Here is a 21871-nt window from a genome sequence, read left to right on the forward strand (position 1 = left end):
TACTCTTTACATCTTATTCCATATATAACAAAGCTGGTTAGCTTCTGATTCAAGCGCTATTAAATGATCATTATTAATAGAGTTATTCGTATACATTCTGTTCTTTTGGATGTTAAGAACCGTATAATTCACATCGTTATGTTCATTTGAAAATGTCGATTCGTTTAATAATGTCAGCGTTGAGTTGATGTTGTATTTATCAATTCGCTCTTTTTTTCCTTTGAAAAACAGTTTGATAAGATGCGGCTCATCATTAATGAACAAACCGAGTTCAGGCGATGAGCGGACGATTAAATCATCTGATATCCAATGTGATTTACCTGGATCGAACCAAGAGACGTCTTTGTTTTTAATAAATTTTTTGTACTGTTTTATGACATCAATGTAGTTTTGCTTTTTCTTCTGATCAACCGTTTGCACTAATGTTTCGAAACATTCAAAAGGTAGTTCGTTTTGATGAAATTTAATAACAGTGTCTCGTAATTGTTTCCAGTAATCAAAAGCTGGTTGGTATTCCGGTTGAGATTTTAGATTTTTTACAAAGTTTGTTTTAGCTGCACTACTTTTCAGTGTGAAGTCTAAAAATTGTGTAAGTCCTACTTTAATTTCTGCCATATTACACCCCCTTTTCAAACATTACTAATTCGATAATGGAAAGGAAAATCCTGCATTTTTTAAGGAGGTGAGCTAGATGCTAGAAAACCCGATGTCTATGCACAATGGCTATGGCAAAGCTGATCCGCAAGAACAAGAGGGAATTATTACAACTTCTATCGATATCGAAAAGTTACAAGATGTCATAAGTCGAGCGGTAGTGATTTTGCAGGAGTGTCCAGAAGATGCTGAACTTGATGATTTAAATGGGAGCATTAATGAAGCGTTGGAATTGTTACAAAAGTATTTGGGGCAATAAAAAAGGACGAGCAGTCGTACCTGCTGTCCTTTATAGGAGGAAAATTATTCTGGACTAGAACTACGAATAACCAGAAAACGCGCTTTTAACCAGTGTTGTCAAAGATGTAATAATCTGTGCAACATAAAAGGTTAGTCGGAATTCAAAACACCAAAATGGCTTGCGTTGGTAAACAGGCTCAAAAGTAGTATATGCAAAATGAAAAATTCCATACAAAAAGCAGACAACAATTTTGGTTGTCTGCCTGTGAGTTGAATGAGTTAGCTAATTGTGATAAAATGCTTTCCCATTACAAGAAGAGTGAAGCTGCTAGTTCAAATAGCTTGTAGGTAGTATTTTCGATATCTAAAAAAATATACAGAGAAAGCAGATAGGTGAAGAACCTGCCTGCTTACTACTGTAACAAAAGAAAGAAGTACTAGCCGTGGATACGACGGCTTGAAAATAGTATGTATTTTTATTTAAAAAATATTCAAGGGGTGAAGAAACATGGATTGTTTGATAAATGGTGTCTATGAAATAGATAATGATTTTTTTGGTCCAATAAACTTTGCTAATGTTGTAGCTGTTTCATCCATAATTCAATTGAGTGCAGGGGATTTAGTCGAGATTTTTGCACAAAGTAGCGTAGCTGGAGTTATTAGTAATGTAGAAGATAGTACGTATTTTGAAGCTGCAAGATTCCCGTCTCCAAAAGTATAAGTGGTATGAAACCTTGTAAGTAATTTAATATCAGGACATTCCAAAATTTATACTCATCCTGTACGAGAACGGATAATTTATTTGTAGTGCATGAAGTATTTTAACGGTGTACAAGCTGTTTTGAAAGTGCTGGATAAATGAACTATATACTGTTAAATAGTGTCTGATGATTGTATACGAAACAGTCGAAGAAGAGTAGCGGTGTATGCAAAAAGAAATGCATGATGTTTAGGTAAAGAAAGCTTACTAGTTAGGGGATCTTACCGATTTAGTTTATGAAAAAAGGCCCTGTTGTCTCCAACAGGGCCTTTCCTAAAATGGCAAAGAGTAACTCTTACCTTACTCCTTGTCCATAGAATACACAAAAATTATACGTTTGTACAGGTCAATAATTTACAATAATAATATTTGAATATAATGCTTACAGGTAATTCTGAAGGATGAAAAAGTATTTGTTATAGAGTAAGTGTTGATTTTAAAGTGTTTTTAAGAGAATGTTTACAACTCAACGATAATAAAGGGATATTGAAATAATAAAATATGAAATATTGCATATCTCACTGAACAATATAATCTATTCAATAATAATAAAATCGTACAGAGGAGTTTTTTCTGAAAATCCGAGTTGATGAAACTAGATAATTTGTATTACTGATTTAACCATAATATTACATGAGTGCTTTGTTTTTAAAAGTTATACTTTCTCTTCGCTCTGCCTTATGGTGGAGCATTTTTATTTTTGTAATCGCAATAACCTGTCCAAACTTTCCAAGTCTAGCATACATATTATGCAGTAGTAGATTAGAAAGGAGCACTATATATGTCTTGTTATTACTACTGTAAGAATTGTGAGAGTTACCAAAAGAAAAATCATGATTGCTGTAAAAAAAGAAGTGATTATTATAATAAGTGCGGTAAAAGATGTGATGACTGTTCTTGCGATCATAAGGAGAATAACCTTGTAAGAGCATCTGCTTTTAGAGCTGTAAATACAGTTAATCAAAATCTTCCAGCTAATACTTTTGTTAAAGTATTATTTCAAAATGAACAATTTGATTTAGCGAACGAATATAACCCAGCAACATCAGATTTTACTCCGAAGACTAGAGGAGTTTATTCCGTAATTGGGACGATTGGTTTCTTTCCGAACGATACAAATTTAAATTATAGAGCGCGTGTAGAAGTTCGAGTGAATGGAAATGCGGCAATTGCTATAGATAACGACTTTTTTGGTCCAATAAATTTCGGCAATGTCGTAAGTGTTTCAACAATACTTCAATTAGATGCAGGTGATATTGTCGAGATTTTTGCACAAAGTAGTATAGATGGGGTTATTAGTAGTACAGAAGACGGTTCTCATTTTGAGGCTGCAAGATTCCCATCTCCAATTGTATAAATATTAAAAAGGAAAAAATTTTATTAACTCTGCTTCTCGGTGGAGTTTTTTAATTTCATAATAGCAATAGCTCGTCCAAACTTTTTAAGTTTATTTTGCATAGTATACAACAATAGATTTAGAAAGGGGATATAAATATGTCTTATTATTATTGTAAGCATTGCAATGGCTATAAAAAGACAAAGCATAATTGTTGTAAGAAAAGTACAGATTATTACGATAAGTGTTGTGATAATGAGAAAGATAAACTTGTAAGGGCATCTGCTTTTAGAGCGGTTAGTACAGTAGATCAAAATGTCACTGCAAATACTTTTGTTAAAGTATTATTCCAAAATGAACAGTTTGATTTAGCGAATGAATATAATCCAGTAACATCAGATTTTATTCCGAAGACTAGAGGGGTTTATTCTATTATTGGTACAATCAGCTTTGCACCTAATGATAGTAATACGAATTATAGAGCGCGTGTAGAAATTCGGGTAAATGATAATCCAGCTATAGCGATAGATAATGACTTTTTTGGTCCACCCAATTTTGCAAATGTCGTAGCTGTTTCAACAATACTTCAATTACATGCAGGAGATGTAGTTGGAATTTTTGCTGAGAGTGATGTAGATGGACTGATTATACAAAATGATCCAGGATTTATTAGTACGCATTTTGAGGCTGCAAGATTCCCATCTCCAATAAAATAAAAGACATGTTTGTGATTTATGGACTATTTTTTTAAAAAAGGCTCTACCTTATGGTAGGGCCTTTTAGTTAAAGGTGTTAAATTGTTAATATATTAAAATAAATTCATAAACACTTGATAAGCAACACCTAGAGTTAATACGATAGCTAACAGTTTTGCTACCCATCTCGGTGCATTTAAATTTAGTAAAAGGGAATGACATATACTAAATGTAATGCCGAGTGTTAAAAGAATTACGATAAGATATAAAATTAATAGGAATAAAGGTTGCTCTATGGAGCCGAAGTCAATTTTGGATGGATTCATGTAATATGTACCTCATTTTTTATTAATATATTAATGAAATAATGAAGAATACAGGGAATTGGAAGAGTAATGTAATAAATACTATAAAAGTAAATTTGAAGTTATGGATGGAGTAGATAAAATAATCTTTGAAAGACTATTCAAAGCCAACATTTGTTTAAGTTTAATATACAAGAACGAATGTTCTTGGTATACTGGAAAATAAAAAAGGTGCGTTTACATGACAAATTTTAGTAATATAATTGAAAAACTAGATGAAATGATTTACAAACCTAATAATCTATTAATTACTAAACGAAAAGAAGAAAAGCAAAATTCAGAATATGCAGGAGGGGTATTCCAGCTAAATAATAGAAGCATCCGATTTAGGGTATCAAAAATTACGCCTAATAAGATTGGACAATTTGTTTCTTTTTGGGAGAAGAATGCCTCCATGAGCAATCAGGCATTTTCTTATGATTCAGCTCCTAACCTTTTAGTTATCACTTGTATAGCGGATAATAAACTAGGACAATTTATTTTTCCAAAAGAGATTCTTCTAAAAGAAAAAATATTAAAAACTCAAAATCAAAAAGGGAAAATGGCTATGAGGGTTTACCCTATTTGGGATAAACCTATTAGTAATCAAGCTAAGAAGAGTCAATTGTGGCAACTTCATTATTTTGTCGATTTAAGTGATACTGAAAATGTAGCTACAGATAAATTATTAAACTTATATTCATAGCACATAATAAGAAAAAATTGAAATATTCAATGTTCGTTCAGATGATATTTGGAAATATTAACAGGGTAAGCCGTTAAGTAAAGAATAAAAAAGGAGCATACAAATAAAGTATGCTCAAAAAAAGATAGGTTTTATGAGTGGAGAATCTCCATATGATAATATATGCGCATTTCATTAATATGTGTAAAATATCAACAGAATATCAATTAATGAGTTATTTTAGTTTTTTAATGAAGTCATGTTTTGTGAAATGAAAAAGAGCCGTTTTGAAGTGACCCCTAAAAGTTAGACACGGTTATTTCATTAGGCTACTTGATCCAAATGAGTCCGGTATTGTACCGGGCTCATTTTTAATTTTGCCTTAATCCGTTTCTTATTATAATAATCTATATATTTTTCTAATTCTATTTTAAAATGCTCTATGCATTCAAATTCTTTTATATAGAGGAACTCCGACTTCATAATCCCAAAGAAATTCTCTATTACTGCGTTGTCGTAACAGTTTCCTTTTCGAGACATACTCTGTACGATAGCTCTTGATTCAAGTGTACGGACGTACTGTCTCATTTGATAATGCCATCCTTGATCCGAATGCATCAGTAGCTGGTGGTTTTCAGGTAAACGTTCTAATGCTTTCTCTAACATCTCTGAAACAAGTGAATACGCCGGTCTAGAACCAATTGTATAGGTAATAATCTCACCATTATACAAGTCTAATACAGGTGATACATACAGTTTTTCTCCAAATAATTTAAACTCTGTGATGTCTGTTACCCATTTTTGATTCGGTGCATCTGCATAAAAATTACGCTCTAAAATATTGGGTGCAATTTTACCGACTTTCCCTTTATAGGATTTATATTTCTTCATACGCACAACACACTTTAATCCAAGCTCTTTCATAATACGTTGCACCTTTTTGTGATTCACTTTCTGACCACGATTCGCTAACTCATCACGAATGCGACGGTAGCCATAACGACCTTCATTCTCCTCATAAATCACTTTAATCTCAGCTTTCAAATCGGCATCTACATCTGGGCGATTCATTTTCTTTACTAAATCATAATACGTGCTTCGTGGAATAGTAGCTAACTCCACGAGTGCCTTCACCGAATATTTATGCCTTAATTCATAGACTACTTGCGCTTTGTCTTGTTTAGTGACTTTTCCTTGTTTTGAACTAAGGCATTCAACTTTTTTAAGTACTCATTTTCCATTTCAAGCTGTTTAATACGTGCTTCAAGTGCTTCGACTGACCCTTCAGCTAAAGCTTGTTTTACTTGTTTATTTGACTCTTTTTTCATAGATGGACGCCCCTTTTTTTTAGATTGAAGGGCATCAATTCCTTGTGTTTCGAGTTGTTTTTTCCAAACAGAAATCGTTGAAGGGGCAGGAATGTTAAAGATAGCTGCCGTCTCAAATAAGGACATACCGTTTTCAATCATAAAGTTTAGTACGTCTAGTTTAAATTGTTGTGTGTAATTTGTACATCGTTTTAGAAAAGCTTCCACACCATTCTGCTTATATTGGTTTACCCAATTCAAAATGATTGTGCCACTTATACCGATCGCTCTACCCATTTCTCGATAACTTTCATTTCCGTTCAAATAACGTAGAACGATTTGTATTTTTTCATCAGCTGTAAATTTAGCCATAGAAAAACTGCACCTCCAATTGTTAGACTGTGTCTAACAATTGGGGTGCAGTTCATTTCTTTTGAAAGATGCGGCTCTTTTTATTATTTTGTTATCGTACTGTTCGAAATGATGAATCATAAAATTATACGATTAACAATTTGATAATGATCGGACTTCAGTTATATATTTCTTGAAGTCTGGATATTGAGATACAGTTTGGCAGGTAGGGGTGAATAGTTGATTAATTAAAGATACATTTGTAATTACTTCGTTACAAGGACCATAGAATGTAACTTTTAGCTTTGAATTCGGTGGAACTTTGAATACGATAGGGATTTTTTTCATTAAATAAACTCCTTACATAACAGAGGTTATATGTTTATTTCCTTTTAATTAGGAAGACATATTAATATAATATGTAATTTTTATTGTAGTTGATTATTACATATACTGTATGAGTTGATGTAATTTCTATTACGTATCAAAATAGTGTTGTGAAAAAATATATATCATGTTTATAAAAAGCTTAAAAACAGACTAATATGAGGGAATAAGCGTTAATTAACTTGTCTCTATATAATAAATTGTAAAAAGGCAGCTTTTTTTAGCTGCCTTTTTACAGGGAGATTGAAAAATCTTGGAGGTCATTCATGAGTATAAGCAAAAATTGCTTATATGTAGTATGTACATTATTTATAGTTTTATCCCAATATTTAGTATGAAATAAACGCAAGTTTATCGTTTACAAATGAAAAAAAGAAGGACTTATTTATTATGGATAAAAAGAAATTATTTAGTTTTAAAAAATGATGAAAATATATTTATTTGTCTTATAGAAGCTTGTTGCTATTAGGCGTATAGGTCTAGCAATAAAACAAGCTTTGAATAAGATAATAAAAAGGAGTTGATTAGTAATGGGTTATATTGTAGATATTTCGAAATGGAATGGAAATATTAATTGGGATATTGCAGCGTCTCAGCTAGATTTAGTTATTGCTAGAGTTCAAGATGGTTCGAATACGGTCGATTTTATGTATCAAGGTTATGTGAAAGAAATGAAGAAACGTAGTATCCCATTTGGGAATTATGCATTTTGCCGTTTTATATCTATTTCAGATGCAAAAAAAGAAGCGCAAGATTTTTGGAATCGTGGTGATAAAAACGCTAAATTTTGGGTGGCAGATGTAGAAGTTCAAACAATGGTAGATATGCAAGGCGGGACTCAAGCATTTATTGATGAATTACGCCGATTAGGTGCAAAAAAAATTGGTTTATATGTAGGACATCACACGTATGTATCATTTGGAGCTCGCAATATTGATGCTGATTTTATTTGGATTCCTCGTTATGGAGGGAATAAACCAGCATATCCTTGTGATATTTGGCAATATACTGATTCAGGAAATGTTCCTGGTATTGGAAAATGTGATTTGAATCAATTAATTGGGAATAAAAATCTTTCTTGGTTTATAGGTTCAAATCAAACAAATCAATCTAGTATTGGAGACAGTAAGCAACCAAATGGAATTGGTATTGCAGTTTCAAAATATGATGATGGATACGGAATTAATTTATATGAAAATCCTGCGAATCCGCAATTTATAGGAAGACTTACGAAAAAAATCCCATATTTAATCTATAAAGGTTATTGGGGAGGTGGCGAAAAAGATATGATTTGTTTAGGTGGTGAACAACAGTGGGCTAAGTTAGAACATTTTAATGTACAATGGTTTCATGCATATTCAAAGTACACACCTGGATATGAAATTAGAACGTACGATGGGCCAAACGGGAATGATACAGGTGCGGTCGATGGGAAGGTCCCTTATCGTATTTGGAATCGTCAAGATGGATATATAGATATAGGTGGGAACAAATGGATCAAAGAAGAACATGTGCAGATTAAATGATGTTAAAAAGTCGGCTTTATGCCGGCTTTTTTATTTAATAAAGCTTGTCTCTGGCATGAAGAGAAATACTTGCAGAAAACACATTGATTTCACAATAGCGCTGTATAGTTCCTAATATACATTTATCAAAGTGAGGTATTTGAATTGAAAAAGAAAAAGCTATTTATGGGAACTATTATTGCATGTGTGGCGCTAACATTGTCTGCGTGTGGTTCCTCAGAAAATGTTGCAACATCAAAAGTAGGAAACGTGACAGAGAAAGAGTTAAGTAAAGAATTAAGGCAAACATATGGAAAAAGTACTTTATCTCAAATGATGTTAAATAAGGCATTGCTAGATAAATATAAAGTTTCAGATGAAGAAGCTAAAAAACAAGTAGAAGCAGCGAAGGAACAAATGGGTGACAAGTTTAAAGTGGCTTTAGAGCAAGTAGGATTAAAGAATGAAGATGAATTAAAAGAGAGAATGAAGCCAGAAATTGCACTTGAGAAAGCGATTAGAGCGACTGTCACAGATAAAGATGTGAAAGATAACCATAAACCTGAAATGAAGGTAAGTCACATTTTAGTGAAAGATGAAAAAACTGCGAAAGAAGTAAAAGAGAAAATAAATAATGGTGAAGATTTTACTGCTTTAGCGAAACAGTATTCGGAAGATACTGGTTCAAAGGAACAGGGCGGAGAAATAGCTGGTTTTGCTCCTGGTCAAACTGTGAAAGAGTTTGAGGAAGCTGCGTATAAATTAGATGCAGGACAAGTAAGTGAGCCAATAAAAACATCTTATGGTTATCATATAATAAAAGTGACGGATAAAAAAGAATTGAAACCATTTGATGAAGTAAAAGATACGATTCGAAAAGATTTAGAACAACAAAGACTGCAAGATGCGACAGGTAAATGGAAACAACAAGTAATCAATGATCTATTGAAAGAAGCAGATATTAAAGTAACAGATAAAGAATTTAAAGATACATTTAAATTCTTAGATGAGAAATAAGGTTTAGAAGAAAAACAGAGATTTAGCATAATGCTATATTTCTGTTTTTTTATTTTCAATAGAAAAGGGAACTCATATAGAGTTCCCTTTTCGCGTTAGTGTGTGTGTTATAAATAGATAGTAAGACAATACAATATTACATTTAAATATTAAGAATTACAATAGTAAAATTTGGATGTAGATAAAAGGAATAAGCAATTAAATTCGCAAAATGTTGAAATGATAATGTTTTAGTTAATTAATTTTGTTAAATATAAACTAAATATATTTTCTTGGAGATTGAATTGAGGACATAATTTAAAGAATGGTACATATCATATTTATTGGAGTATAAATTAACTTTATAGGAAGTGACATGTTGAACATTTAGTACAAAAGGATGTTCTTAATGATGATAAGAATTATTTATCCCGCTATTTGTGGGAGTCTTACTGCTCGTAAAAGCCCGATTGGTGAAGGCTAATAATCAGTGGGTGATGGACAAAACCCCCACTGATTATTAGCCTTCACTTTATTAAAATAGGATGAATATTTTTATATTTACTAGATTATTAAATTAATTTGGGGGAGAATATATGAAAGTTATTTTTAAGAGAGAAGGCGGAGGGAAAATTTTTGAATCATCTAATGAAAATATAAGCGTTCTATTAGCTGTATTAAAAGAAACAAAAGGGATAAAGATTGGGATGGTTGAGTATGAAGTATTAGAATATAAACTGGAATATTATCGGAATCCGAAAAAAACAGAAACAGAGAGAGAATTACATATTATAATGCAACCCAAGCATATTCAATAAAGAAAGTGAAAAATTAATGAGTGTGAATCTTACTGCCTGCAAATAGCAGGATAAATGGTAGTAATTGTCGATATGTATGAAACTTATGAGGAATGAATTGTTTTACATCATAAGTTTCTAAAGCTTTGTAAGTTCGTTCATAATAAAAGTGTATGCTTTTGTTGAAGGATGGTTAATGAGATATAGCTGAAATTTGTATTCCAGAAAGAACGTTAGTTAGGATAGAAAAGTAAAATTAGAAATATAATTAGTTCAATAAAAGCGACTTCACATTAGGTGGAGTCGCTTTTATTGTTGCTACACGTATTCTATGATGCGATAGGAAGTGCAAAGAAATTTGATTAATAAAAGGGAGTAATAAATGAGTATGAATAAACTTCATATATTAAAGTTGCATTTTGTTTGAAAAATTTACATGTTGCACTTCCGTAAGAACGTTAGTTCGTGTATAATTAGAACGAATGTTCTTTCGAAGTGGCGATGTCTACAAATTCATAAATAGTTTTGAATTGGAAAGCTACGCTACATATAAATAAGAGATGGATAAAGTGTATTTAGAAATGAAATTAGTGAGGTAACATGGTCACAGTTTCGAACCATGTTGGAATATAAAGCAAAATGATACGGCAAACAAGTCATTGTCGTATCGAAAACATTTGCTTTAAGCCAATTATGCTCTTGTTGTTGATATCAAAACAAAGACGTTAAAAATCTAAACCTACGTAAATGGGACTGCCCTTCTTGTAGTACACATCATGATAGGGATATTAACGCAAGTATCAATCTAAAGAATGAAGCGATAAGGCTTCTAACCGCAAGGACTGCGGAGATAGCCTAATAAATTAGAGTTCGATAGAACTCTTTACTTAGGAATCCCCCACTTCTAAACGAAGTGAAAGTGGGGGAGTTCAAGAATGGATAGATATAGAAAATTGAGGAGTAAAGAAAATGAATTATGTAAAGGTACAGGAAAAAGGAAGAGAGTGGGTTCCATTTACAGTAATGTCGGAACAATTATTAAGTATGAGAAAAATTATTGGAGAGAAATTAAAATTCCAAAGGCCACTAATAACGAATGAAGCGAAAGAAAGCATTTCAGACAAATTATTAACTTCATTATTGTCTGAAAAAGAGATGTTAGTGACCTATTTTGAAGAAGGATACATACTTACGAGTTATATGACAGTGGTTCATATAAATCCAATTCAACAAATTGTAAAATGTACAGATGCATTTTATAAAACATATATATTTGCTGCAAGGGACATAATTGATGTAACTTAAAAGAAGCTGAATTTTGAAGTTTAGCTTCTTTAATTTATCTAGCTATTTGCGGGCAATTAGATTTACACCTCTTCAAAAAATTCGGCTGTGAGTCAGGATACCTGTAAAAACCTAATTTTTTGAAGAGGTGAAGAACTAAATGAAAAAGCAGCTAGATGGAAGCTAGCTGCTTAGTCCCAGGGAAAGGGAGAAAAAGATTGGTACTCAAAAAATCGACGATAGCTGTGTATCAGCCTGAGTATAGTATAGACAAATTTAAAAATGTTATACAAAAATGATTACAGAGCTGTTTAGGCCGTACCAACTTGGTTTTGATCTGCTAGATCAGAATCAAATGTATTAGTCGCACTAACCCCACTAAAAGTGTTCACTACGAAACCAACGTTAGATGCGCCAGAGCCGTTATAAGCTTTCGTATTCTCTTTTGGAGAAACATTGTAGAAATCACCTAAGTTGAAAGATCCGTTACTATTTTGTACAACTAAATTCCCAACAACTGAGGGCATAATTTTCACCTACTTTATAAGTAATTGTTTGCATTACTATATGAAGGTACAGTCTAATTGGTTCATTTGACAAATATTTCGGAATAGAAAAATGTTTGAAGCTTTGTTTAATCAATCGAGCAAAAAGTATGTTAAAATTAATGAAGAGCTGAATTTTAAAAAGAATAAATTTGAATAATTAATATATATGGAATTAAAGGAGGCAAAATGTAATGGATAATGTTATAAAAACAGTGGATTTAACAGATGCAGAATCAAGTAAACTTGTTGCTTATATTTATAGTAATGATGTCACATTGATCGAAAAAGCATTTTGTCCTAATGAAATAAAATTAAAGTTTAATGAAATAGCAATTTTATCGGCAATTAAAACCGCATATATTACGAAAGTATCTATAAGGAAAGAACTTGAAGCGATTTTTCACGATACAGGCGTTTTATTAGTAAAGCAAAATGTTGAAAGGAATAGTATTCAATCTATAACAATGCATTTTGAGCAATTTAAAAAGTTGCAAAATGAGATTGAGAATCTAAATAAAAGTATGTTATAAGACTAGGTGGAAATTTATTGATAGAGGTGGGCTCTGTTAAGTTGAAAAAGTGGATTGAAAAGTATTTGGATAAATCGAACCGTAAAAATAAATATACTTTCATTAAGGTGTAACCTATATTTATCGATGTGAGAAATGTAGGGAATAGAAGATACAATTTAAAAATAATAACGATACAAACAAAAAGAGTAACTATGATGGTTACTCTTTTTGTTTGTAATATGTAATATCAAAAATACTTCTAAAGTATGAAATGAATTGATACTTAAGTGAGATGTTGAATAAGAATAAAAAGAGTAATATTAATGGAAAGGAGGAGATGAAGTTGGAGCGAAACAACATTGGGAAACTTGTAATTATTACTGGAGTAACGCAAGGGTTAGGACGTGCAATGGTTGATAGGTTTCATGAATTGGGATGGAAAATAGCAGGGTGTGGACGCTCAAAAAATAAAATTGAAGAGCTTAATAAATATTACGGTGCTTCACATGATTTTCAAATAATTGATGTTTCAAATCATCACCAAGTTAGTAAATGGGCAAGTCGTATTATTAATAGGTATAGGGCTCCCGATATGTTAATAAATAATGCATCGATTGTTAATCAAAGTGCACCGCTATGGAAAGTTCCGGCTCAAGAATTTGAAAGTGTAATGAGTGTAAATGTGAACGGGGTAGTAAATGTCATTAGGGCGTTCGTCCCGGCGATGATAGCTAGGAAAGAAGGAATTATTATTAATATGAGCTCTAGTTGGGGAAGAGAAGGCGAGGCTGAACTTGCGCCATATTGTGCCTCGAAGTTTGCTGTTGAAGGTATCACGCAGTCAATGGCAATGGAACTACCAAATGGTATGGCAGTAGTTGCTTTAGATCCAGGTGGCAGTATTAGCACTCCAATGCTTCACTCATGTGCACCTCAATATGTAAAAGAATCTCCTACACCTGAAATGTGGTCACATAAAGCAATTCATTATATATTAAATATATCAATAGATAAAAACGGTGAGTCATTGACATGTCCAGTATGCATTTAATCTTCAGATAAGTATTAAATGTTATATTCACAGTTCTGAAGGACAAGCATATATTGAAGTATGTAGGAAGCATTTGCAAATTATACATTCATCGAGAAACTCCTTGTCAAAAAGAGCGCCTGAAAGGTGCTCTTTTGTACTATTAGTACATTATGTGATGCACAAAATTACATATGAAAAATAGAATAATGAATTAAAGGTGATATTTGTTTATTTCGAATGTACTAGAAAATTTAAATATAGGTGATGGGAAATGAACCTACGCGATTTAGAATTGACAGGTGCCTGGTTTCAAGTAGGAGGAAATCTTATAGCAGCAATTGGAACAACTAGAGGGTTTGCAGGGGAAGAAAAGATTGAGTCGGATCTCGTTATTGTAGGGAGTTCATTACAAGCTCTCGGATATATATTACAAATTATAGCAACTAATGATGCGAAAGATGAAGATAAATGTGAGAAGCAAGAGGTAACTATAGATAATAAAAATAAAGAGCTAGCGAAAACGGGGATTGAGTTATTAGCTTTAGGTAATATTTCTAATGTAATAGGAACGTATTTAAATCTAAATGAACAAATGAAAGAAAATGATTTCCTTATAATTACTGGAAATAGTTTGCAATCAATTGGAGCTTTTTTAGGAGTAGAAGTAGCATTGAATGAGAAAAATGGAATACAGTGGATTATTATATTAGGGAATTCAATGCAAAGTTTAGGTGCAGGATTACAAGCATATGAAGGTATTCACAATATATCAAAAGAAGAAGAGGGAAATGAAGATAGTAATATAGATAAAGAAGATCAACGTATAATAGGGCTAATAGGTATTTGGATACAGGTAATAGGTACTGTAATTTCAGCAATTGGATTAACCGAAATAGTAGAGGAACAACGATTGGAATCTAAGAAAAGGTGATGAAATACTCATTTCAATGAAGTTTGGAGTATTTCAATTTTAGAAGTAGGACAAGATGGATGGGTTAATTGTTTTTGTAGGCTTTTTCATATAGGCGTAGAATATACATATAAATGAACAGGTGAAAATAACTTGTTAACGTTAGTGAGAGGCTTCTCATTTAGTTATACTATTATATGTGATTTTTGTAATGATGAGTTCTTATATACGCTTTTAGAAATAACATGATTTCATAGGTTTGATAGTGTAGGAGATGGATGAGGAAGAATCGAAAAATAAACATTAAGGAGTTTTTCAGACATGATGTACTTATTAGCAATTTTACTTCCGCCGGTAGCTGTTTTATTTTGCGGAAAGCCGTTTCAAGCGATTATTAATTTTATTTTAACCTTAATTTTTTGGGTTCCAGGAGCGATACACGCAGTTCTTGTCGTACATGATAAAAAAGCCGACAGGCGACTTAAAAAACAAGTTCAAGCGTATGATGAAATTAGTAAAAGAAATAGAAGGTAAATTGCGATTGACATACAAAAAAGAAAGGGGATTTGATTCGCCTTTCTTTTTTGTATGCCAATCAAGTTTAAATTTTAGTATAGCGGTAAGAATTTTTAATATAAGTATTATGATAATAACTTTTAGAGTGTGCGTTTAATAAACCGGTGTAAATGCTTTCTGGCACATTAAAGAAATCATACATACCATTCTTTAGTTGAATACGTAAAATCATAGAAAAAGGATTATAGCCAACAGCAACTAATTTTTTTGAAATAACGGGAGATAGCTCCATCATTACGCAACTCCTTATTTTTCATTTTAGATGGTTTCTTGTAGAGAAGGGGATTTTCGTGTTGAAATCCTAATAATTAAAAGAGTATTATAATTATATGCAATATATTAAATGTTTGTTATACGTAATTATAAGGAAGTTCACACGAAGTACATATCGTTGTGCTATTTTTATTTCACCTTTGATTTATAAATAAGAAAATATTGACCATTTGAAAAAAAGGTATATTATTTATACGAGGTATTAAAAATTCACTTCTTACATTCTATGCTTTAAGGGGCAGTATTATTAGAAAAAATAGAAGTGAAAATAGTTTGTATAAGAAGTATTCTAAAATGTATAATCTGTGAATTAGGAAAATATTGAATGCTCCAGGTCAATATACTTTCTTGATTAAATGTATCTGGGAAGTGACCTCAATATTTTCAAGTAAATCAACGGGAGAATTGAAAGGCAGGAGAAAGTAAGATGTCAGAAAATTATCGTTCTCGAGAGGAGCGACGACAAGTTCAAAAGAAAAAACAGCCAACTTCTAAAAAAACAAAACCAAAAGGTAAAACATCGTTTTTTCGTAAATTTTTAATCAGTTGTTTACTACTTGGTATTGTAGGTTTAGTGGCAGGGGTTGCTACCTTTTTCGTAATGATTAAGGATGCACCAAAACTTGAGAAAGCAAAACTTGTTAATCCGTTATCCTCAAAAATTTATGATAAAGACGGGAATTTGGTATATGAATATGGGAAAGAAAAGCGGACGAATGTTACGTATGATCAAATCCCTAAATTGGTAGAAAATGCATTTTTAGCAACAGAAGATTCGCGTTTTTATGAGCATAGCGGAGTAGATTTTAAAGGTACTGCTCGTGCAGTTTTAGTTAGTCTTAAGGGAGATTACGGTTCACAAGGTGGAAGTACGATAACGCAGCAAGTTATTAAAAACTACTTCTTATCGATGGAAAAAACATCAAAACGTAAAGTTCAGGAAATATATTTAGCGTATAAGTTAGAACAACAGTATTCAAAACATGAAATTTTAGAGATGTATTTAAATAAAATTAATTTAGGTAATCGTTCATATGGAATCGCAACAGCAGCACAAAACTACTACGGTAAAGAATTGAAAGATTTAACATTACCAGAAGTTGCGATGCTAGCTGGCTTACCAAAAGCACCGAATAACTATGACCCAACGAAAAAAGAAAATGTTCAAAGGGCAACAGAAAGAAGAAATACTGTACTAAACTTAATGAATCGACATGGTTATATTACAAAGGCAGAAATGGAAGAAGCATCGAAAGTACCAGTAGATAAAAATATTAAAAGTGCAGCTGAACTACAAGCGATGCCACATACTGCATTTATGGATGCAGTTGTGAAAGAAGTAGAAAAAGAAATACCAGATGTTAATATTGGATCTGATGGTTTAGAAATTTATACAACATTGGATCCAAAAGCACAGAAATTAGCTGATAATATTTTGAATACAAATATTATTAATTATCCAAATGATAAATTCCAAGGTGCTTTCACATTTATGGATACGAAAACTGGAGAAGTTCGCGCTATAGGTAGTGGGCGCGGTGAAAATAAAGCAGTATTTAAAGGGCATAATATGGCGATTGAATTAGATCGTGCAGCTGGTTCAACGATGAAACCAATTTTTGATTACGCTCCTGCAATTGAATATTTAAAATGGGCTACTTATCATCAAATTGATGACTCTCCATTTAAGTATTCAACTGGCCAAGAAGTTAGAAATGCAGATAGAAGTCATTTAGGGCCAATCTCAATGCGTGAAGCACTAACAAAGTCACGTAATATCCCAGCTATTAAAACAGCTAAAGAGGTAGGTATTAGTAAATCGAAAGAGTTCTCTGAGAAATTAGGTATTACATTTAATGTAGCACCGACAGAATCAACAGCGATCGGTACAAATGAAGCGTCACCAACTGAAATTGCAGGTGCTTATGCGGCATTTGGGAATGACGGTAAGTATACGAAGCCGCATTTTGTTAAGAAAGTAGTTTATCCAGACGGCAAGTCACAAAGTTTTGGACAAAAACCAAAATCAGTTATGGCGGATTCTACAGCATATATGATTACTGATATGCTTCGTTCTGTAGTTACATCAGGTACTGGTACATCGGCAAATGTGGCCTCTTTAGATGTAGCTGGTAAAACAGGTACAACTAACTATTCTTCAAAACAACTAGCACAATATGGAATTCCAGAAAGTGCAACTCGTGATAGTTGGTTTGCAGGATATACACCGCAATATACGATGGCAGTATGGACTGGATATACGAAAGATGGTAAAGACGAGTATATTAGTAGTAAAAATACGAAAATTGCACAGTTGATCTTTAAAGAAATGATGAGCGAGATGGCTACAGATAAATCACGCTTTAAAATGCCAAGTAGTGTTATTCAAGAAGGTAGTGAGTTACGTATAAAAGGTGAAAAACGTGATTCATCTCCAAATACGAGCGTACCGGATACAACGGAACAACCAAAACAAGATCAACAGCAAAAAACTGAAGAAGAGAAAAATCAAGAGGAATTAAAGAAACAGGAAGAACTTAAGAAACAAGAAGAGCAAAAGAAACAAGATGAACTTAAGAAACAAGAAGAGCTTAAGAAGCAAGAAGAGCAAAAGAAACAAGATGAATTAAATAAGCAAAATGAACAAAATAATGGAAATGGCCAAGGAAATACAACACCACCGAACAATGGTGGAGGCCAAGGAAATACAACACCACCGAACAATGGTGGAGGCCAAGGAAATACAACACCACCAAACAATGGTGGAGGCCAAGGGAATACAACGCCACCGAACAACGGTGGGGATCAAGGAAATACTACCCCACCGACTAACGGTGGAGGAGGCCAAGGGAATACAACTCCAACGCCACCAGCAACAACGCCACCAACTACTGGCGGGAACACAGGAGAAGTCCCTGCCAATAATGGACAATAAGTAATGTATATAAAAGCACCAAAGGTACCGATAAAACGGTTCCTTTGGTGCTTTTTATATTATAAAGGTTAATATTATTTTTAAATGTTAAAAGTACCATAGAAATTTTGAAAGTAAATTGATGGGAAATGATAAAAAATTTGAGTTGGTGGTATTGGATAACTAGGGCCATAAAAAGTAGTACTACTCGGGTGTGTACCATGATGCCAAAATGAAGGGGTGACTTGGTCAGTCGATTGATATTGTTGCCAAGTGGCAGGAAGTTCGATACCAACATCAGAACTAGCTGTATGAACGGCAGGAACATGTATTGAGGGAGCTGCTGGGACAACGGCGGTTATTCTTGGTGATACCCACATGAAAATGATCACTCCTAAGTTTCAATGATAAAGTAGTATATTCTTTTAATGCTTATAAAGGTACATATAGATAGGATTTTCGGTTAAAACATACGTACAAAGTCGTAAGACCAATGTGAATTGATGGTGGACCATTTATTACGAAAAGATACGCCTATTAGCGGAGGGAAAAGGAATATGAAACATATACAATGGATGTGTTAATCGTAATATTTTACGTGTTTATGGAGGGATTTTAATGGAACGATTATGGACGAAATCATTTATACAAATGACTATCGCGATGTTATTTTTATTTACGGGGTTTTATTTACTTGTTCCAACGCTCCCGCTCTTTATTAAAGAGATTGGTGGAAATGAATCGCAAGTTGGACTGATGATGGGAATGTTTACAATAGCGGCAGTTGTAATACGACCGATTATTGGAGGTATGTTAGATCAATATGGTAGAAGATCTTTTATTATTTTCGGACTCATATTTTTTGGGATAACGATGTATTCGTATAATTTAGCATCGACTATTGTCCTTTTAGCTGTTTTACGCGTTATTCACGGAGTGACGTGGGCTGTTTCTACAACAGCAGTTGGAACAGCGATAACTGATATTATTCCAGATTCACGTCGTGGTGAAGGGATGGGCTGGTATGGCATGGCGATGACAATCGCGATGGCAATTGGCCCGATGATTGGATTATGGGTTGTACAAAATTATTCATTTCATGGTCTATTCTTGTTAGCAACTCTTTTATCCTTTATGGCAGTCGTATTATCGTTAATAACGAAAATGCCATTCACGCCACAAAAAGAAAAAGGGAAAATTCAGCTGTTTGAAAAATCTGTTTTATCAATAACGGTTGTTGTTTTCTTTTTATCATTTGCATATGGAGGAATAACAACATTTTTACCGTTATTTGCGTCATCAATTGATGTGAATCCTGGGACATTCTTTCTTGTATATGCAATTGCTTTAACAATTGTACGACCTATTTCAGGAAAACTATTAGATAAGTATGGAGAAGTTTTTATCATACTGCCAACATTAGGTATTACTATTTTAGCGATAGTTGTACTAACGATTTCAAATGGTTTGATAGGTGTAATGATTGCAGCGGCATTATATGGTGTTGGATTCGGTTCAGCACAGCCCGCTTTGCAAGCAGCGATGCTTACAATTGTTGCTCCGAGTAAAAGAGGAGTTGCTAACGCTTCATTCTTTACCGCTTTTGATTTAGGGATTGGATTAGGTGCGATTTTACTTGGAGTTGTTTCACAAATGTTTGGTTACCGTATTTTATTCGCAGGTAGTGCAATTTCAGGATTAATAGCTCTAATTATATTTGTCATTTTTGTAAAACAACGATTAGGCAAAAAAGATTTTGCGTAAACAGGAAGAGCGAAGATGAAAATTTCAATTGAACATGATGCTCGACGATGCTTTAAGGAAGAATTGCGTATAAAGCATGATGAATCTATTTGATGTATCTCGCTATTTGTGGGCAGTAAGACTCCACCTCAAAATTCGGCGGGAGATCAACTGCCCTAAACGCCCGATTGGTGCGGCCTAATAATCAGTGGGGGATGAACAAACCCCCACTGATTAAAGTTTCACTTTATTGTAAGATACGGAGGGAGTACCTCAATTCATCCAGGATATTTTTTAGGAATTGTTTCTGAGAAACCAGTTCGGGAAATAGTGTCAGTTGAGAAAGACGGTAGTTTATTTTTATAGATTTTGATGATCTTTCGTACTTTCAAAACTATGAATTAGTTGTAAGCTATCGTAAAGAAACGGAAGAAATTTAATTTAATTATGTAAAATAATAATTTTATTAAAAATAAATAAATTTTATATAAGAATTATATTTATGGGAATATGAAATAAATATTATAAAAAACCGAGCTGTGCATGAGTGCAGCTCGGTTTTTTATGTTTGTTGAAGAAAAAGGGATTAAAGGTATATTTAGTGGGATTATATGGATAATTGTTATATTTCGTTTTAAAAAATTGTAAAAGGATGTTTGTCCTTTCTTTATAAAAGATGAAAGTTATTTTTGAAAAATTGTATTATTACATCGGTAAAAGTATAGGAAACTTATCATTATAAAATAAATTGAAATCTTCTAAAAACTCTGATACATTGAAATAGAAATGTAGTTTCATATTATTGTAAAGGCTTACAGTTATGTGCACGAAGATCTATTAGGATTGGAGGAAATAATGATGAAAGCTGAAGAAAAATTTTCCCCGGGATTAGATGGTGTAGTAGCAGCGGAAACGAAAATTTCGTTTCTTGACACAGTAAAAGGTGAAATTGTAATTCAAGGGTATGATTTAATCGAACTCTCAAAAACAAAAGAGTATTTAGACATTGTGCACCTTTTATTAGAAGAACGTTTACCGAATGAGGATGAGAAAGCAACAATTGAAAAGAAATTAAAAGAAGAATATGCAGTGCCAGAAGGTGTATTCAATGTTCTAAAGGCATTGCCTAAGGAAACGCATCCTATGGATGGGCTACGTACAGGTGTGTCTGCATTAGCTGGTTACGATAGTGATATCGAAAACCGCTCGTTAGAAGTGAATAAAAGTCGAGGATACAAGCTTTTAAGTAAAGTGCCAAATATTGTAGCGAATAGCTACCATATTTTAAATAATGAGGAACCAATTGAGCCTCTTCAAGAATTGTCATATAGTGCGAATTTCTTCTATATGTTAACTGGAAAGAAACCAACTGAACTTGAAGAGAAAATCTTTGATCGTTCCCTTGTTTTATATAGTGAACATGAAATGCCAAACTCTACATTTACAGCACGCGTTATTGCATCAACGCAATCCGACTTATACGGCGCTTTAACAGGAGCAGTTGCATCCTTAAAAGGAAGTCTTCATGGCGGTGCGAATGAAGCGGTTATGTACATGCTTTTAGAAGCTGGTAATGTTGAGAAATTTGAAGAGTTATTACAGAAGAAACTATATAACAAAGAAAAAATTATGGGCTTTGGACACCGTGTTTATATGAAAAAGATGGATCCAAGAGCACTTATGATGAAGGAAGCATTAAAGCAGTTATGTGATGTGAAAGGCGATTATACACTATATGAAATGTGTGAAGCTGGAGAAAAAATTATGGAGAAGGAAAAAGGAATTTATCCGAATCTTGATTATTATGCTGCTCCAGTATATTGGATGCTTGGTATTCCAATTCAACTTTACACACCAATCTTCTTTAGTTCTAGAACAGTAGGGCTATGTGCACACGTAATTGAGCAACATGCGAACAATCGTTTGTTCCGTCCACGTGTAAATTATATTGGCGAGCGACATGCATTTAGTAAATAAAAACAACTGGGGAGTTGTTAGCGCCGCCCGCCAGATGGGTGTTT

The 21871-nt window shown here is 33.1% G+C and carries 22 protein-coding genes and 2 pseudogenes; 17 read left to right on the top strand and 7 right to left on the bottom strand.

Annotated elements, in window-relative coordinates; translation table 11 throughout:
- Window positions 1-6 precede the first annotated feature (6 nt).
- Entirely contained in the window at window positions 7-615 is a 609-nt protein-coding gene (locus JFU23_RS26930) for a hypothetical protein (protein WP_201033141.1), read from the bottom strand.
- A gap of 76 nt (window positions 616-691) precedes the next feature.
- On the opposite strand from JFU23_RS26930, the gene JFU23_RS26935 reads away from it, so the two are divergent.
- The 4 genes and pseudogenes from JFU23_RS26935 to JFU23_RS26950 all read left to right on the top strand — a co-directional run bounded on the left by JFU23_RS26935 (window position 692) and on the right by JFU23_RS26950 (window position 3706).
- Window positions 692-913 (top strand): hypothetical protein, encoded by a 222-nt coding sequence (locus JFU23_RS26935; protein ID WP_002085775.1) that lies wholly within the window; start codon window positions 692-694, stop codon window positions 911-913.
- 504 nt (window positions 914-1417) lie between these two features.
- Window positions 1418-1615 (top strand): annotated as a pseudogene (locus tag JFU23_RS26940) (hypothetical protein); the annotation flags it as partial.
- An 820-nt stretch (window positions 1616-2435) separates the two neighbouring features.
- On the top strand, window positions 2436-3011 hold the full coding sequence (locus tag JFU23_RS26945; protein ID WP_201033143.1) for a C1q-like domain-containing protein: 576 nt from the start codon (window positions 2436-2438) through the stop codon (window positions 3009-3011).
- Between the two features lie 137 nt (window positions 3012-3148).
- Window positions 3149-3706 carry an ABC transporter permease gene (locus tag JFU23_RS26950; RefSeq protein ID WP_201033144.1) on the top strand — a complete coding sequence of 186 codons (558 nt, stop codon included), beginning with the start codon at window positions 3149-3151 and terminating at the stop codon, window positions 3704-3706.
- 92 nt (window positions 3707-3798) lie between these two features.
- Here the strand turns inward: JFU23_RS26950 and JFU23_RS26955 are convergent, their stop codons facing one another.
- A complete protein-coding gene (locus tag JFU23_RS26955) occupies window positions 3799-4011 on the bottom strand; it encodes a hypothetical protein (RefSeq protein ID WP_201033145.1) in 213 nt (70 codons plus the stop codon).
- Window positions 4012-4231: 220 nt separating this feature from the next.
- Between JFU23_RS26955 and JFU23_RS26960 the strand changes: the two genes are divergently transcribed.
- A complete protein-coding gene (locus JFU23_RS26960) occupies window positions 4232-4735 on the top strand; it encodes a MepB family protein (RefSeq protein ID WP_002012628.1) in 504 nt (167 codons plus the stop codon).
- Window positions 4736-5038: 303 nt separating this feature from the next.
- On the opposite strand, the gene JFU23_RS26965 is transcribed toward JFU23_RS26960, so the two are convergent.
- Together JFU23_RS26965 and JFU23_RS26970 are read right to left on the bottom strand one after the other, a co-directional pair.
- A protein-coding gene (locus JFU23_RS26965) for an IS3 family transposase (RefSeq protein ID WP_157404958.1) occupies window positions 5039-6393 on the bottom strand; the annotation gives its coding sequence in 2 pieces (ribosomal slippage) (window positions 5039-5940 and window positions 5940-6393; 1356 coding nt in all).
- Between the two features lie 132 nt (window positions 6394-6525).
- Window positions 6526-6720, bottom strand: coding sequence for a hypothetical protein (locus tag JFU23_RS26970; protein ID WP_002165873.1), 195 nt, complete (start codon window positions 6718-6720; stop codon window positions 6526-6528).
- A 569-nt stretch (window positions 6721-7289) separates the two neighbouring features.
- Here JFU23_RS26970 and JFU23_RS26975 point away from each other — a divergent pair.
- The 5 genes and pseudogenes from JFU23_RS26975 (at window position 7290) to JFU23_RS26995 (ending at window position 11362) form a co-directional block, all read left to right on the top strand.
- A complete protein-coding gene (locus JFU23_RS26975; RefSeq protein ID WP_201033146.1) occupies window positions 7290-8285 on the top strand; it encodes a glycoside hydrolase family 25 protein in 996 nt (331 codons plus the stop codon).
- 144 nt (window positions 8286-8429) lie between these two features.
- The gene (locus tag JFU23_RS26980; RefSeq protein ID WP_002031835.1) at window positions 8430-9281 is read left to right on the top strand and encodes a peptidylprolyl isomerase PrsA; all 852 of its coding nucleotides are present in this window, start codon (window positions 8430-8432) and stop codon (window positions 9279-9281) included.
- 575 nt (window positions 9282-9856) lie between these two features.
- Entirely contained in the window at window positions 9857-10078 is a 222-nt protein-coding gene (locus JFU23_RS26985) for a hypothetical protein (protein ID WP_002012623.1), read from the top strand.
- Between the two features lie 565 nt (window positions 10079-10643).
- Window positions 10644-10916: pseudogene (locus JFU23_RS26990) on the top strand (zinc ribbon domain-containing protein); the annotation flags it as partial.
- 110 nt (window positions 10917-11026) lie between these two features.
- Window positions 11027-11362: a YolD-like family protein gene (locus JFU23_RS26995; RefSeq protein WP_201033147.1), complete on the top strand. Its 336-nt coding sequence runs from the start codon at window positions 11027-11029 to the stop codon at window positions 11360-11362.
- A gap of 290 nt (window positions 11363-11652) precedes the next feature.
- On the opposite strand, the gene gerPF is transcribed toward JFU23_RS26995, so the two are convergent.
- Entirely contained in the window at window positions 11653-11868 is a 216-nt protein-coding gene (gene gerPF, locus JFU23_RS27000; RefSeq protein WP_001141569.1) for a spore germination protein GerPF, read from the bottom strand.
- Between the two features lie 212 nt (window positions 11869-12080).
- On the opposite strand from gerPF, the gene JFU23_RS27005 reads away from it, so the two are divergent.
- The 4 genes from JFU23_RS27005 (at window position 12081) to JFU23_RS27020 (ending at window position 14878) form a co-directional block, all read left to right on the top strand.
- On the top strand, window positions 12081-12419 hold the full coding sequence (locus JFU23_RS27005; RefSeq protein ID WP_002127270.1) for a hypothetical protein: 339 nt from the start codon (window positions 12081-12083) through the stop codon (window positions 12417-12419).
- Between the two features lie 325 nt (window positions 12420-12744).
- Window positions 12745-13452 (top strand): SDR family oxidoreductase, encoded by a 708-nt coding sequence (locus JFU23_RS27010; RefSeq protein WP_201033148.1) that lies wholly within the window; start codon window positions 12745-12747, stop codon window positions 13450-13452.
- A gap of 253 nt (window positions 13453-13705) precedes the next feature.
- Window positions 13706-14365: a DUF6944 family repetitive protein gene (locus JFU23_RS27015; RefSeq protein ID WP_201033149.1), complete on the top strand. Its 660-nt coding sequence runs from the start codon at window positions 13706-13708 to the stop codon at window positions 14363-14365.
- 300 nt (window positions 14366-14665) lie between these two features.
- A complete protein-coding gene (locus JFU23_RS27020; RefSeq protein ID WP_201033150.1) occupies window positions 14666-14878 on the top strand; it encodes a YqaE/Pmp3 family membrane protein in 213 nt (70 codons plus the stop codon).
- A 67-nt stretch (window positions 14879-14945) separates the two neighbouring features.
- Here the strand turns inward: JFU23_RS27020 and JFU23_RS27025 are convergent, their stop codons facing one another.
- Window positions 14946-15155: a KTSC domain-containing protein gene (locus JFU23_RS27025; protein WP_002035375.1), complete on the bottom strand. Its 210-nt coding sequence runs from the start codon at window positions 15153-15155 to the stop codon at window positions 14946-14948.
- A 465-nt stretch (window positions 15156-15620) separates the two neighbouring features.
- Between JFU23_RS27025 and JFU23_RS27030 the strand changes: the two genes are divergently transcribed.
- Window positions 15621-18128 (top strand): transglycosylase domain-containing protein, encoded by a 2508-nt coding sequence (locus JFU23_RS27030; protein ID WP_201033151.1) that lies wholly within the window; start codon window positions 15621-15623, stop codon window positions 18126-18128.
- Window positions 18129-18208: 80 nt separating this feature from the next.
- Here the strand turns inward: JFU23_RS27030 and JFU23_RS27035 are convergent, their stop codons facing one another.
- Entirely contained in the window at window positions 18209-18487 is a 279-nt protein-coding gene (locus JFU23_RS27035) for a hypothetical protein (protein ID WP_085310934.1), read from the bottom strand.
- A gap of 238 nt (window positions 18488-18725) precedes the next feature.
- Here JFU23_RS27035 and JFU23_RS27040 point away from each other — a divergent pair, with 238 nt between their 5' ends.
- Window positions 18726-19871 carry an MFS transporter gene (locus JFU23_RS27040; protein WP_137056856.1) on the top strand — a complete coding sequence of 382 codons (1146 nt, stop codon included), beginning with the start codon at window positions 18726-18728 and terminating at the stop codon, window positions 19869-19871.
- An 834-nt stretch (window positions 19872-20705) separates the two neighbouring features.
- The gene (gene mmgD / locus JFU23_RS27045) at window positions 20706-21827 is read left to right on the top strand and encodes a citrate synthase (protein WP_002127276.1); all 1122 of its coding nucleotides are present in this window, start codon (window positions 20706-20708) and stop codon (window positions 21825-21827) included.
- The last annotated feature ends 44 nt before the right edge of the window (window positions 21828-21871 follow it).

The organism is Bacillus sp. TH50, assembly GCF_016650565.1.
Taxonomy (GTDB): domain Bacteria; phylum Bacillota; class Bacilli; order Bacillales; family Bacillaceae_G; genus Bacillus_A; species Bacillus_A mycoides.

Excerpts from the sequence above, each read along its gene's own strand:
- JFU23_RS26930 (WP_201033141.1), bottom strand. The coding sequence starts at position 615 with ATGGCAGAAATTAAAGTAGGACTTACACAATTTTTAGACTTCACACTG.
- JFU23_RS26935 (WP_002085775.1), top strand. The coding sequence starts at position 692 with ATGCTAGAAAACCCGATGTCTATGCACAATGGCTATGGCAAAGCTGAT.
- JFU23_RS26945 (WP_201033143.1), top strand. The coding sequence starts at position 2,436 with ATGTCTTGTTATTACTACTGTAAGAATTGTGAGAGTTACCAAAAGAAA.
- JFU23_RS26950 (WP_201033144.1), top strand. The coding sequence starts at position 3,149 with ATGTCTTATTATTATTGTAAGCATTGCAATGGCTATAAAAAGACAAAG.
- JFU23_RS26955 (WP_201033145.1), bottom strand. The coding sequence starts at position 4,011 with ATGAATCCATCCAAAATTGACTTCGGCTCCATAGAGCAACCTTTATTC.
- JFU23_RS26960 (WP_002012628.1), top strand. The coding sequence starts at position 4,232 with ATGACAAATTTTAGTAATATAATTGAAAAACTAGATGAAATGATTTAC.
- JFU23_RS26970 (WP_002165873.1), bottom strand. The coding sequence starts at position 6,720 with ATGAAAAAAATCCCTATCGTATTCAAAGTTCCACCGAATTCAAAGCTA.
- JFU23_RS26975 (WP_201033146.1), top strand. The coding sequence starts at position 7,290 with ATGGGTTATATTGTAGATATTTCGAAATGGAATGGAAATATTAATTGG.
- JFU23_RS26985 (WP_002012623.1), top strand. The coding sequence starts at position 9,857 with ATGAAAGTTATTTTTAAGAGAGAAGGCGGAGGGAAAATTTTTGAATCA.
- JFU23_RS26995 (WP_201033147.1), top strand. The coding sequence starts at position 11,027 with ATGAATTATGTAAAGGTACAGGAAAAAGGAAGAGAGTGGGTTCCATTT.
- gerPF (WP_001141569.1), bottom strand. The coding sequence starts at position 11,868 with ATGCCCTCAGTTGTTGGGAATTTAGTTGTACAAAATAGTAACGGATCT.
- JFU23_RS27005 (WP_002127270.1), top strand. The coding sequence starts at position 12,081 with ATGGATAATGTTATAAAAACAGTGGATTTAACAGATGCAGAATCAAGT.
- JFU23_RS27015 (WP_201033149.1), top strand. The coding sequence starts at position 13,706 with ATGAACCTACGCGATTTAGAATTGACAGGTGCCTGGTTTCAAGTAGGA.
- JFU23_RS27020 (WP_201033150.1), top strand. The coding sequence starts at position 14,666 with ATGATGTACTTATTAGCAATTTTACTTCCGCCGGTAGCTGTTTTATTT.
- JFU23_RS27025 (WP_002035375.1), bottom strand. The coding sequence starts at position 15,155 with ATGATGGAGCTATCTCCCGTTATTTCAAAAAAATTAGTTGCTGTTGGC.
- JFU23_RS27030 (WP_201033151.1), top strand. The coding sequence starts at position 15,621 with ATGTCAGAAAATTATCGTTCTCGAGAGGAGCGACGACAAGTTCAAAAG.
- JFU23_RS27035 (WP_085310934.1), bottom strand. The coding sequence starts at position 18,487 with ATGTGGGTATCACCAAGAATAACCGCCGTTGTCCCAGCAGCTCCCTCA.
- JFU23_RS27040 (WP_137056856.1), top strand. The coding sequence starts at position 18,726 with ATGGAACGATTATGGACGAAATCATTTATACAAATGACTATCGCGATG.
- mmgD (WP_002127276.1), top strand. The coding sequence starts at position 20,706 with ATGATGAAAGCTGAAGAAAAATTTTCCCCGGGATTAGATGGTGTAGTA.